The following is a 12,057-nucleotide window of genomic DNA, read 5'->3' on the forward strand; positions in this document are numbered from 1 at the left end:
CTTCAAGCAAAATGCTACATCATGACGACATCAAAGCGTTCTTGGCTATATAACGGCTCAGTCTGCACTTTAACTTGTTTCCCTACAAAGATTTCAACTTCCGCTAATGCGTGAGATTCATCTCCTGTCAGCACATCTACCACGGCTTGTGAAGCGTAAACTAAGAATCTATCTGCATCAATTGTCCGATGAACTCTGACAATTTCACGTAAAATTTCATAGCACACCGTTTCAACGGATTTTACCGTGCCACGACCTTGGCAAGTTGGGCAAGTATCACACAGGACATGCTCCAAACTTTCACGGGTTCTTTTACGCGTCATCTCCACTAATCCTAGCTGAGAGAAGCCATTAATGGTGGTTTTTACTTTATCTTTACTCAATGCTTGCTCAAGCGACGCAAGCACGCGACGGCGATGCTCCGCATCAGACATATCAATAAAATCGATGATAATAATGCCACCGAGGTTTCTTAATCGTAATTGACGCGCAATGGCTTGGGTGGCTTCGACGTTGGTATTAAAGATAGTTTCTTCTAAATTACGGTGACCAACAAACGCCCCAGTATTGATATCAATGGTGGTCATCGCCTCAGTTTGGTCGATAATCAGGTATCCCCCTGATTTTAACTCAACCTTTCTGTCCATCGCCCGCTGAATTTCATTTTCCACATCGAATAGATCAAAAATGGGCTGATTCCCTTGGTAGAGTTCAAGTTTTGCCGTCATTTCTGGCACGTATTCCGCAATAAACTCTTCAAGCTGAGAGTAAGTCAAACGAGAATCGACACGAATACGGTCTAATGATGCTCCCGCAAAATCACGAATAATTCGGTAAGCCAGTGAAAGCTCGCCGTAGATTTTAGTGCGTGTGACATTACGCTTTTTACGTTCAATCACTTTCGCCCATAAGCGCTTTAAAAATGCGGCATCTTGTTTAACATCCTCTTCTGCCACACCTTCTGCGGCGGTGCGAATGATAAACCCACCGTTTTCGTCACAATATTGAGCAACACACTCTTTTAAGCGCTCTCTTTCTTCTTCACTATCAATACGTTGAGAAACACCTACATGAGAAGCTCCCGGCATAAAAACTAAGTAGCGAGAAGGTAAAGTAATATCCGTAGTCAGACGCGCGCCTTTTGTGCCTAGCGGGTCTTTAACAACTTGAACGATTAGGTCTTGCCCTTGTTTTACCAGTTCGGCAATGTCTCTCACATGGAAATTTTTTTGCTCATCACCTGCGATACATTCAGTGTGAGGCATAATGTCAGAGGCGTGTAAAAAGGCTGCTTTATCAAGGCCAATATCAACAAAGGCCGCCTGCATACCGGGTAAAACGCGGCTCACGCGACCTTTGTAAATATTCCCTACCAGTCCTCTTTTCGCCTCTCGTTCGACATGTATTTCTTGTAAGATCCCACCATCAATGTAAGCGACGCGCGTTTCAGATGGTGTTACGTTTACTAATAGTTCCGTAGTCATGAATTCCCCTTACCATCACCTAACGCTAAAAATCGTTGTATTAATTCTTCTGTTTCGACCAATGGTAAGCCCACTACCGCATGGTAGCTACCATTGATACGTCGGATAAAACGCCCACCCAAACCTTGGATACCGTAAGCGCCCGCTTTATCCATCGGCTCACCCGATTGTATATAATCCTGTATTTCCAGCAAAGATAACTCGCGGAATGTCACATCTGTCGTAATCAATGAGGTTAACGTCTCATCCGTATTCGACACCGCAATGGCGGTCATTACCTGATGTGTTTTACCTGAAAGGTCACTGAGGATTTGCTGAGCATGGGCAGCGTCTCGTGGTTTTTCCAATATTTTACCCTCGAGAACCACTATCGTATCTGCGCCAAGAACAGGGTGATTCGCGGGTGCAATAGCCACACCTGCTCGTGATTTATCTCGCGCCAAGCGCTGCACATAGGCTTGAGGCGACTCCCCTTCTTGCCATTTTTCTTCCACTTCTGGACGCAAAATTTCAAAGGAATAACCTAAGAGTTGGACTAATTCACGTCGTCTCGGTGAACCTGATGCAAGATAAATTAAGCTCATAAATTGTTATTCCCGTTATTATTAACAGCCATAATCTTAACATACTGAAAATTGACGGCGAATCTTTCGTAACAGTAAAAATAGCCACGGCCACAGAATACCATTCACCAAACTATTCCAGAATACTTGAGGGTGGAATAAGACTTGCGAGGAAAGGAATTCAGCCCAGAAAACAGCAAGATCTTGCACCACCGTTAGCGCAACAATAATCAAGGATTGCTGCCAAAGTGCCATATTACGCAGGAGTTGGTGCTTATAAGCCACGAGATAACAAATGATGCTGAATGATAAGGCATGAACGCCCAGTGCCGAGCCTTGAATAGAATCGACGATAATCCCTAAGAGAAAGCTAGTGCCAACACTGACTCGGTGTGGTAATGCCATCACCCAGTAAATCAAAATCAACAGCAACCATGTTGGTCGATAAAACGCCAATTGTTCAGGCCAAGGCATGACCTGTAAAATCAGTGCGATAAAAAAAGATAACCAAATAATGATGCGCCCATTACCACGGTACTCATCCATTATGATCCCCTCCCATCTTCATCATACAGTCTCTCTCATCCAATCTTATGGCTGTGGCTGAGTTTGTTCTGGTTGCATGGACGATGGCAATGGCGGTCCTTGAATTTCACTCGGCGTTGGTAACACCTGCGGCAACACTTTCATTAAACGCTCATTCGCCGCTCGGTAAACATCAGATGGCTGTAACGCAGTTTTAGGATCATTTTCATTACCCCACAATAGGAGTAAATAGCGTAGACGCTGTAATTCTGCGCTTGGTCTAGCTGAAATGATGGTATATGCACGCTGAGTATCATGCTTCACCGCAGAAACCACCGCAACGGGATACCCTTCAGGGAATCGCCCGCCAAGCCCCGATGTCACTAGTACATCGCCAACGCGAATATCTGTATTTCCGGGTAATGGCTCTAACTGTAAATCATCCGCACAACCAGAACCGGCAGCGATAACGCGAATATCATTACGTAAAACTTGCACCGGTAACGCATGAGCGGTATCGCAAATTAATAAAACGCGGCTATTAAAGTTGCTGATTCCCACCACTTGCCCAACCACACCTTTATCACTAATGACAGGCTGACCTTCATAGACACCATCATTACTTCCTTTATCAATGACCACTTGATCACGATAAGGTGTGTTCGCACCTGAGATAACCTGCGTTACCATCATGTGTTCGTCTTGGCGTAATGGGGAACCTAAAAGCTCTCGCAGACGGGCGTTTTCTTGTTTCAGCTGCTCAAGCAGTAAGTTATCTGCTTTTTTTAACAATATCTCTTGGCGCAGGGCTTTATTCTCAAATTGGAGTTGATCCCGCGTTGAAAGGGTTTCAGAGATATTATCGAGGAACTGACGAGGTCCGTTAGCTAAAAAATAGAATGGGCTAACCGCCGTGTCTAAATAATTACGGATTTTATTGAAAGGCTCGAAACGATGGTCAATCACCACCAGCACCAATGCAATTATCACTGCAATAAAAATGCGTAACTGTAGGGAAGGACCTCGCCTAAAAATTGGCTTCATGTATGGCTAAGTTTCGCTAATGGTCGGAGAATAAAAAAATAGTCAAAGCAACTGGAGCTAAAACCCCCAGTTGCTTATGGCGTGATTTAGTCTTCGCTAAACAGGTCACCACCGTGCATGTCAATCATCTCTAACGCTTTACCGCCACCACGAGCAACGCAGGTTAAAGGATCTTCAGCAACGATGACCGGAATACCAGTCTCTTCCATTAATAAACGATCTAAATTACGCAGGAGAGCACCACCGCCTGTTAATACCATACCGCGCTCTGAAATATCAGACGCTAATTCTGGTGGGCACTGTTCTAACGCTAACATTACCGCGCTAACAATACCTGTTAAAGGCTCTTGTAATGCTTCTAAAATTTCGTTGGAGTTCATTTTGAATCCGCGTGGCACACCTTCTGCCAAGTTACGACCACGCACTTCAATTTCATAAACTTCATCTGTTGGGAAAGCAGAGCCGATACCATGCTTAATGCGCTCAGCCGTTGCTTCACCAATTAAGGAACCATAATTACGGCGTACATAGTTGATAATTGACTCGTCAAAACGGTCACCACCAATACGTACAGAAGAAGAGTAAACAACACCGTTCAGGGAGATAACAGCCACTTCAGTGGTGCCACCACCGATATCGACAACCATCGAACCCGTTGCTTCAGAGACAGGTAAACCCGCACCGATTGCCGCAGCCATAGGCTCTTCAATTAAAAATACTTCACGTGCGCCTGCGCTTAATGCAGATTCACGGATAGCTTTACGCTCAACTTGAGTTGCACCAACAGGGACACAGACTAAAACGCGAGGGCTTGGACGCAAGAAGCTGTTACTGTGAACTTGCTTAATAAAGTGTTGTAACATTTTTTCAGTTAAGAAAAAGTCAGCAATAACACCATCTTTCATTGGTCGAATTGCAGAAATGTTACCCGGTGTACGCCCCAGCATCTGTTTTGCTTCACCACCAACCGCCGCGACGCTTTTTGGCGAGCCTGCGCGATCCTGACGAATTGCAACTACAGAGGGTTCATTTAATTTGACGCCTTGTCCTTTGACATAAATGAGGGTATTGGCCGTACCCAAGTCAATCGACAGGTCATTAGAAAACATGCCACGAAATTTTTTAAACATAACGAAAGGATTATCCTGCAAGCTGGGGACGAATAAAAACCCGTCTACTCTACCAACCACTTGAAGCTGCCTCAAGGCGTAAATCAATCACTTCATAAATATGGTTAATTCATCTATTTTCACATACTAAAATCGTACATGCTTCTATAACAAAACGAAGCAGATAAAAACCTCGAAAATTGCCCTTAATTCATATGCATCGAAAATAACCCATCATTCGCGCACAATAAACAGACAACCTCTGGTTGTTATATACTCCATCTTTGCGTTCTTCCCAGTGTGACAAGCGATTATGTCTACAAGTTCAAATAAATTTTTTATATTTTAATTATTGCTATACATCTAGCTTTTTAACAACAAAATAAGTGAACTTAAATGTCGCTAATTCTATTATCAACTTAAAATTAAGCTATAACGATGTCGACACGCTGATGTATTAGTCAGAGTAGGACATTTTGCATGATAAAAGCCTAGTTATGCCAGAAAAAAATGCATTTTTACAAATTAATTACATAAGTAATAGTGTGAAAACCATTCTGGTGTCAATGAAAACGATTTTACCTATGTGTAAATTAAAAAAACACTTATTTAATCATAAATTAGGGGTGGGTCATGAAAGCGCTCGTTTTACAGCAACAAGACGATAAAATCGTTCCTGAAATTCATCAAGTTTCTCCAGAGTCACTACCTAAGGGTGATGTCATCATCGATATTCACTGGTCGACAATTAACTATAAAGATGCGCTCGCAATTAATGGAAAGGCGGGGGTTGTCCGTCAATATCCCATGGTCCCAGGTATTGATTTTTCAGGCATTGTTCATCACAGTGAAGATCCCCGTTTCCATATTGGTCAACATGTTTTACTCACCGGCTGGGGAGTGGGAGAAACCCATTGGGGGGGACTTGCCACCCAAGCAAAAGTCCCCGCTGATTATTTAACGCCTCTTCCTGAATCATTATCACTGAAACACGCCATGGTTATTGGTACCGCAGGATTTACCGCGATGCTCTGTGTCAACGCGCTTGAAGAGGCAGGCATTACCCCTGAAAGTGGCGACATTCTGGTCAGTGGTGCCAGTGGTGGAGTCGGAAGTATTGCCACTCAACTACTGTCTTTATTAGGCTACCACGTTGTCGCTATTTCGGGGCGAGAAGAAAATCATGACTATTTGCTGCAAATTGGCGCAAAAAGTGTGCTTCCACGCAGTGAATTTACGCATCCCGCGAAGCCATTAGATAAACAACGTTGGGCGGGTGCAATCGACACCGTTGGTGGTGACGTGCTCGCCAATATTTTAGCACAAGTGAACTATAATGGAGCTGTAGCAGCATGTGGACTTGCTGGCGGATTCACTCTACCAACAACCGTTATGCCATTCATTTTACGCAATGTTCGTCTACAAGGAGTCGATTCGGTTTACTACCCTGCAGCTAAACGCTCAAAAGTGTGGGAACGATTAGCACAACTCTTGCCTGACACGTTTTATGGACAAGTCAGCAGAGAGATATCCTTAGAAGAGTGTGTGGAATATGCAAAAAAACTCTTAAAAAATGAAGTCACTGGGCGTACCCTAGTAAACCTTCAAAATTAAATCATCAATATCCATCATTGTGCTGCCACAATGTGGATTACGGCACAATTTCTAAAATAAATTCGGGTAATTTCTCTGATAAGACCAGTATTTTGCTGCTATATGCGACGAAATAATTATAATGCTCTTCCTTGTCAGTCAAAAATCTATTTATTTTTATGATAAAAGATGACAAACCGTCAACATCGCGTTATGTTGTCGGATTATTGACATATCGTCGGAGTTAGCAACACAATGACAGAAGATACTCATATTTTGCTCCTTAACGGACCGAACTTAAATATGCTAGGTTCTAGAGAACCTGAGAAATATGGAGCGCGGTCGCTTTCTGACATTGTATCGAACCTGATGCAAGAAGCAGAAAAGCTAGGGGTGAAACTGAGCCATTTTCAGTCAAATGCAGAGCATGAACTTATCGATAGAATTCATGCAGCACAAGGTAATGTTGATTATATCCTAATCAACCCGGCCGCATTCACGCATACAAGTGTTGCTCTGCGTGATGCGCTATTAGCGGTGAGTATCCCATTTATTGAGATCCACTTGTCTAATATTTATGCTAGAGAATCCTTTCGCCATCACTCCTATTTCTCCGATATATCCAGTGGAGTTATTTGTGGTCTTGGTGCTGAGGGTTACAGTTTTGCATTACAAGCCGCGGTAAACCGTGTGCAACTAATTAATTCAATCCAATTATAAGAGTACGGAATCATATCCATGGATATTCGTAAAATTAAAAAGCTGATCGAGCTTGTTGAAGAGTCTGGCATTTCTGAACTGGAAATTTCTGAAGGTGAAGAGTCAGTACGTATCAGTCGTGTATCACCAGCATCTCAAATGATGGCTGCACCTCAACAGTTCTACTCAGCACCAGTTGCTCAACAACCTGCATTAGCTAACGCGGTTGCTCCAGCACAAGAAGCAGCAGCTCCAGCAGCACCTGCGGCAGTTTCTGGTCACCAAGTTCGCTCACCAATGGTTGGTACCTTCTACCGCTCACCAAGCCCAGAAGCAAAACCATTTGTTGAAGTTGGTCAAACAGTCAAAGTTGGCGATCCTCTTTGCATCGTTGAAGCGATGAAAATGATGAACCAAATCGAAGCAGATAAAGCTGGTGTTGTTAAAGCTATTTTGTTGCAAAACGGTGATGCAATAGAATTTGACGAGCCATTAGTTGTCATCGAATAACGAGGCGTTTCCATGCTGGAAAAAATTGTTATCGCAAACCGTGGAGAAATTGCACTGCGTATTCTGCGTGCATGTAAAGAACTCGGCATCAAAACTGTTGCGGTTCACTCCACGGCAGATAGAGATTTAAAACACGTATTGCTGGCAGACGAAACTATTTGTATTGGTCCTGCCGCATCGGCAAAAAGCTACTTGAACATCCCTGCGATCATTGCTGCGGCTGAAATCACAGGCGCACAAGCGATTCACCCAGGCTACGGTTTCCTGTCTGAAAACGCTGACTTTGCAGAGCAAGTAGAACAATCAGGCTTCATTTTTATCGGTCCAAAAGCTGAAACCATCCGCCTAATGGGTGACAAGGTTTCTGCGATTAGCGCGATGAAAAAAGCAGGCGTTCCTTGTGTACCGGGTTCTGATGGTCCATTAGGCAACGATACTGAAAAGAACAAAGCAATTGCTAAACGCATCGGCTTCCCAGTTATCATCAAAGCATCTGGTGGTGGTGGTGGTCGTGGTATGCGAGTGGTCCGTAATGAAAAAGATTTAGAATCTTCCATTAACCTGACCCGAGCAGAAGCAAAAGCTGCATTCAACAACGATATGGTTTACATGGAGAAATTCCTTGAAAACCCTCGTCACGTTGAAATCCAAGTGATGGCAGATGGTCAGGGTCATGCTATTTATTTAGCAGAACGTGACTGTTCAATGCAACGCCGCCACCAAAAAGTGGTTGAAGAAGCACCAGCGCCAGGAATTACCCCTGAAATTCGCCGTCATATCGGTGAACGCTGTGCAAATGCGTGTATTGAAATCGGTTATCGTGGCGCAGGTACTTTTGAGTTCTTATTTGAAAACGGCGAATTCTATTTCATCGAAATGAACACCCGTATTCAGGTTGAGCACCCAGTGACAGAAATGATCACCGGCGTTGACTTAATCAAAGAACAGCTGCGTGTGGCATCTGGTTTACCATTATCGGTGACTCAGGATCAAATTAATGTTCACGGTCATGCGATTGAGTGTCGTATCAACGCAGAAGACCCGCATACATTCCTGCCTAGCCCAGGTAAAATCACGCGTTTCCACTCTCCGGGTGGCTTCGGTGTTCGTTGGGAATCTCATATTTACGCAGGCTACTCTGTTCCTCCGTACTATGACTCAATGATTGGTAAATTAATTACTTATGGTGAAACTCGTGACATCGCGATTGCTCGTATGAAAAACGCGTTGAACGAATTAATCATCGATGGAATTAAAACCAACATCGAATTACAACAGATGATCATGAATGATGAAAACTTTGCCAAAGGTGGAACCAACATCCACTATTTGGAGAAAAAACTCGGTATTCAAGAATAATAAGCTGAATAGTCGATATTTTCATCATCCAAAACAAATACCGGAAAGCCTTTTTCCGGTATTTTTTTGCCTATAAATAACCAGATTATCAGTTTTATTATGCTATTTTTAACACTCCCTACTCAGATTGTCGTACAATCCCCCGATTATTTTTGTCAACATGAGGAGGAAAAACGAATGGACAAACGTTTTCTTCAATCAAACAGGGAAGCTCGTTGGGCGTTATATCTGACGATTGCCTATTTGCTAGGTTGGTTACTCTGCGCCTATCTACCCAGTAATACTCTTGGTGTTACAGGACTACCGTTGTGGTTTGAGTGGTCATGTCTGATTCTCCCTATCATCTTTATTGTGCTATGTATCATGATGGTAAAACTCGTATTCAAAGATATCCCTCTGGAGGAGAAAGATGCAGACTGAAGTACTTCTGCCCCTAGTTGGCTATCTGCTCCTCGTTTTTCTCCTTTCGCTCTATGCTTATAAAAAACGCACGAAAGGCGAGTTTCTTAACGAGTATTTCCTCGGCAATCGCTCTATGGGTGGCTTTGTCTTAGCCATGACGATCACGGCGACCTATATCAGCGCCAGTTCCTTCATTGGGGGACCCGGAGCCGCCTACAAATATGGATTAGGCTGGGTACTCCTTGCCATGATCCAACTGCCTGCCATTTGGCTATCTTTGGGTGTACTTGGCAAAAAATTCGCAATCCTCGCACGACGCTATAATGCCGTTACTCTTAACGACATGCTGTACGCCCGCTACCAAAGCCGTTTTTTAGTTTGGTTTGCAAGTGTCAGTTTATTAGTCGCGTTCTTTGGCGCAATGACCGTGCAATTTATCGGCGGTGCACGATTACTTGAAACTGCGGCAGGCATTCCCTACACATACGGACTACTCATTTTTGGTGTCTCTATCGCACTGTATACCGCTATCGGTGGTTTTCGGGCGAGCGTCCTTAACGATGCCTTGCAAGGGCTCGTCATGCTATTAGGCACCGTCATCCTGCTGGTTGCAATTATCTATCACGCGGGAGGTTTACCGGCTGCCATAGAAAAAATGCATGCCATCGATCCTAAACTGGTTTCACCAGAAGGTGCTGACGATATTCTCAGTGGTCCCTTCCTCGCATCATTTTGGGTATTAGTGTGCTTTGGTGTGATTGGTTTACCACACACCGCCGTACGTTGTATCTCTTATAAAGACAGTAAAGCCGTCCATAAGGGAATCATTATTGGGACGATTGTGATGGCTATCTTGATGTTTGGTATGCACTTTGCTGGCGCCTTAGGGCGGGCGGTGTTACCTGACTTAACCATCCCAGACCAAGTTATTCCTACCCTAATGGTACAGGTGCTTCCTCCGTTCGCGGCGGGAATTTTCCTTGCGGCGCCAATGGCAGCCATTATGTCCACCATTAACGCCCAATTACTGCAATCTTCGGCGACGATCGTGAAAGATATCTACCTCAATGCAGCTCCTCAACAGATTAAGAATGAGAAAAAGTTAGCACGAATCTCCAGCTTCTCAACCTTGATTTTAGGCGCGTTACTGCTGATTGCAGCATGGAATCCACCACAAATGATTATCTGGTTGAACTTGCTAGCTTTTGGTGGGTTAGAGGCCGTATTCCTGTGGCCGCTGGTTCTTGGACTTTATTGGGAAAAAGCCAATGGTACTGGGGCGCTAAGTGGAATGATTGTGGGTGGAGTCTGTTACGCTATTTTTGCGTCATTTAAGATTGAAATTATGGGCTTTCACGCGATTGTCCCATCGCTGATCCTCAGCTTAATTGCCTTTTTGATCGGTAATCTTTTTGGCAAAAATCCAGTACAATCGGCACCAAACGAACAGGTAACTAGCACTCATTGATTTTGGCTTTACCTAATTTAAATGAACAAATGCAATGCTCTCAATATTGATGTGAAACATAGCAAACCATTTTAGTGCTCTAAATAATTCGCGTCATAGCTAGGCGGCAAACGAGCTAATCCCTAGGGAGCATACACAAGTATGTGACTAGGGTTAGCGAACGCAGCCAACAACGCTATGGCGTGAAGAATTAAGAGCATCCTAGAAGAGAAAAAACAATGCCTTGGATACAAATCAGACTAAACTCAAACGCAAAAGATGCAGAAGCGCTTGGCGATGAATTAATGGAAACGGGATCAGTCTCTGTCACATTTCAAGATAGCCATGATACCCCTGTTTTCGAACCACTGCCGGGGGAAACTCGCCTTTGGGGAGATACTGACGTCATTGGCTTGTATGACGCTGAAACTGACATGAAACTGGTGATCGCCCAGTTAGAAAATAGCCCACTGTTAGCACCTGGCTTTGTTCATAAAATCGAACAAATTGAAGACAAAGATTGGGAACGTGAATGGATGGATAACTTCCACCCAATGCGTTTCGGTCAACGCTTATGGATCTGCCCAAGCTGGCGTGATGTGCCCGATCCAACCGCGGTGAATGTTATGTTAGATCCAGGATTGGCATTCGGTACGGGCACCCACCCAACAACCTCTTTATGCTTAGAGTGGCTAGACGGATTAGATCTTGAAGGTAAAACAGTAATCGACTTCGGTTGCGGATCTGGGATCTTAGCTATTGCTGCATTGAAATTAGGTGCCGCACACGCTATTGGGATCGACATCGATCCACAAGCTATCCTTGCTAGCCGCGATAATGCAGAGCGTAACGGCGTCTCAGAGCGTTTGTCGCTCTATTTACCGAAAGACCAACCCCAAGACCTTCAAGCAGATGTCGTCGTTGCTAACATCCTTGCAGGTCCATTACGTGAGCTTGCACCAATGATCAGTGTATTACCTCGAGTCGGGGGTCATTTAGGTCTCTCTGGCGTGTTAGCGAGTCAAGCTGAAAGCGTGGCTGACGCGTATCGTGCAGACTTCAATATTGACCCAGTTGCAGAGAAAGATGAATGGTGCCGAATCACTGGTGTCAAGCATTTTTAATGGGTTTGCGGTAAAAATTGAAGAATAATTTCTTTGAAATTAATTGCAGAATGGATTATCTTACAGCTCAAATATTGCTCAATAGCTGGTGATAATCTGTTCTGCTCGAGAGATGAGTCTCGGATATTCTCTGTAATCGTTATTTTTAGTGCTCGTTGTTAAAAAACACCTAACAACCTGTTAAATAACACTAATTTT

General features: G+C 44.0%; 12 protein-coding genes. 7 read left to right on the plus strand and 5 right to left on the minus strand.

What is annotated here, in order from left to right; all coding sequences use genetic code 11:
- Nucleotides 1-14 precede the first annotated feature (14 nt).
- The 5 genes from rng to PR766_RS07490 form a co-directional block, all read right to left on the minus strand.
- A complete protein-coding gene (rng, locus tag PR766_RS07470) occupies nucleotides 15-1,484 on the minus strand; it encodes a ribonuclease G (protein ID WP_006659077.1) in 1,470 nt (489 codons plus the stop codon).
- Nucleotides 1,481-2,068 carry a Maf family protein gene (locus tag PR766_RS07475; RefSeq protein WP_006662899.1) on the minus strand — a complete coding sequence of 196 codons (588 nt, stop codon included), beginning with the start codon at nucleotides 2,066-2,068 and terminating at the stop codon, nucleotides 1,481-1,483. The genes rng and PR766_RS07475 overlap by 4 nt, the downstream gene beginning before the upstream one ends.
- Before the next feature lie 36 nt (nucleotides 2,069-2,104).
- Nucleotides 2,105-2,593, minus strand: coding sequence for a rod shape-determining protein MreD (mreD, locus tag PR766_RS07480; protein ID WP_006659075.1), 489 nt, complete (start codon nucleotides 2,591-2,593; stop codon nucleotides 2,105-2,107).
- A gap of 45 nt (nucleotides 2,594-2,638) precedes the next feature.
- On the minus strand, nucleotides 2,639-3,616 hold the full coding sequence (gene mreC / locus PR766_RS07485; protein ID WP_006662898.1) for a rod shape-determining protein MreC: 978 nt from the start codon (nucleotides 3,614-3,616) through the stop codon (nucleotides 2,639-2,641).
- Between the two features lie 86 nt (nucleotides 3,617-3,702).
- On the minus strand, nucleotides 3,703-4,746 hold the full coding sequence (locus tag PR766_RS07490; RefSeq protein WP_006662897.1) for a rod shape-determining protein: 1,044 nt from the start codon (nucleotides 4,744-4,746) through the stop codon (nucleotides 3,703-3,705).
- Nucleotides 4,747-5,358: 612 nt separating this feature from the next.
- Here PR766_RS07490 and acuI point away from each other — a divergent pair.
- The 7 genes from acuI (at nucleotide 5,359) to prmA (ending at nucleotide 11,859) form a co-directional block, all read left to right on the plus strand.
- Complete coding sequence (gene acuI / locus PR766_RS07495) at nucleotides 5,359-6,339, plus strand: acrylyl-CoA reductase (NADPH) (protein WP_006659072.1); 981 nt, start codon at nucleotides 5,359-5,361, stop codon at nucleotides 6,337-6,339.
- Nucleotides 6,340-6,573: 234 nt separating this feature from the next.
- Entirely contained in the window at nucleotides 6,574-7,038 is a 465-nt protein-coding gene (aroQ, locus tag PR766_RS07500; RefSeq protein ID WP_006659071.1) for a type II 3-dehydroquinate dehydratase, read from the plus strand.
- An 18-nt stretch (nucleotides 7,039-7,056) separates the two neighbouring features.
- Entirely contained in the window at nucleotides 7,057-7,527 is a 471-nt protein-coding gene (gene accB / locus PR766_RS07505; protein WP_006659070.1) for an acetyl-CoA carboxylase biotin carboxyl carrier protein, read from the plus strand.
- Nucleotides 7,528-7,539: 12 nt separating this feature from the next.
- A complete protein-coding gene (accC, locus tag PR766_RS07510; RefSeq protein WP_006659069.1) occupies nucleotides 7,540-8,886 on the plus strand; it encodes an acetyl-CoA carboxylase biotin carboxylase subunit in 1,347 nt (448 codons plus the stop codon).
- Nucleotides 8,887-9,063: 177 nt separating this feature from the next.
- Nucleotides 9,064-9,306, plus strand: a complete 243-nt coding sequence (locus tag PR766_RS07515) for a YhdT family protein (protein ID WP_006662895.1) — start codon at nucleotides 9,064-9,066, stop codon at nucleotides 9,304-9,306.
- Nucleotides 9,296-10,756 (plus strand): sodium/pantothenate symporter, encoded by a 1,461-nt coding sequence (gene panF, locus PR766_RS07520; protein WP_006659066.1) that lies wholly within the window; start codon nucleotides 9,296-9,298, stop codon nucleotides 10,754-10,756. The genes PR766_RS07515 and panF overlap by 11 nt, the downstream gene beginning before the upstream one ends.
- Nucleotides 10,757-10,974: 218 nt before the next feature.
- Nucleotides 10,975-11,859 (plus strand): 50S ribosomal protein L11 methyltransferase, encoded by an 885-nt coding sequence (gene prmA / locus PR766_RS07525; protein WP_006662894.1) that lies wholly within the window; start codon nucleotides 10,975-10,977, stop codon nucleotides 11,857-11,859.
- Nucleotides 11,860-12,057: the final 198 nt, after the last annotated feature.

Origin of the sequence: Providencia sp. PROV208, assembly GCF_028479465.1 — a bacterium.
Taxonomy (GTDB): domain Bacteria; phylum Pseudomonadota; class Gammaproteobacteria; order Enterobacterales; family Enterobacteriaceae; genus Providencia; species Providencia alcalifaciens.

What these genes read in the sequence shown, in the direction of transcription:
- rng (WP_006659077.1), bottom strand. Translation starts at nt 1,484, where the DNA reads ATGACTACGGAACTATTAGTAAACGTAACACCATCTGAAACGCGCGTC.
- PR766_RS07475 (WP_006662899.1), bottom strand. Translation starts at nt 2,068, where the DNA reads ATGAGCTTAATTTATCTTGCATCAGGTTCACCGAGACGACGTGAATTA.
- mreD (WP_006659075.1), bottom strand. Translation starts at nt 2,593, where the DNA reads ATGGATGAGTACCGTGGTAATGGGCGCATCATTATTTGGTTATCTTTT.
- mreC (WP_006662898.1), bottom strand. Translation starts at nt 3,616, where the DNA reads ATGAAGCCAATTTTTAGGCGAGGTCCTTCCCTACAGTTACGCATTTTT.
- PR766_RS07490 (WP_006662897.1), bottom strand. Translation starts at nt 4,746, where the DNA reads ATGTTTAAAAAATTTCGTGGCATGTTTTCTAATGACCTGTCGATTGAC.
- acuI (WP_006659072.1), top strand. Translation starts at nt 5,359, where the DNA reads ATGAAAGCGCTCGTTTTACAGCAACAAGACGATAAAATCGTTCCTGAA.
- aroQ (WP_006659071.1), top strand. Translation starts at nt 6,574, where the DNA reads ATGACAGAAGATACTCATATTTTGCTCCTTAACGGACCGAACTTAAAT.
- accB (WP_006659070.1), top strand. Translation starts at nt 7,057, where the DNA reads ATGGATATTCGTAAAATTAAAAAGCTGATCGAGCTTGTTGAAGAGTCT.
- accC (WP_006659069.1), top strand. Translation starts at nt 7,540, where the DNA reads ATGCTGGAAAAAATTGTTATCGCAAACCGTGGAGAAATTGCACTGCGT.
- PR766_RS07515 (WP_006662895.1), top strand. Translation starts at nt 9,064, where the DNA reads ATGGACAAACGTTTTCTTCAATCAAACAGGGAAGCTCGTTGGGCGTTA.
- panF (WP_006659066.1), top strand. Translation starts at nt 9,296, where the DNA reads ATGCAGACTGAAGTACTTCTGCCCCTAGTTGGCTATCTGCTCCTCGTT.
- prmA (WP_006662894.1), top strand. Translation starts at nt 10,975, where the DNA reads ATGCCTTGGATACAAATCAGACTAAACTCAAACGCAAAAGATGCAGAA.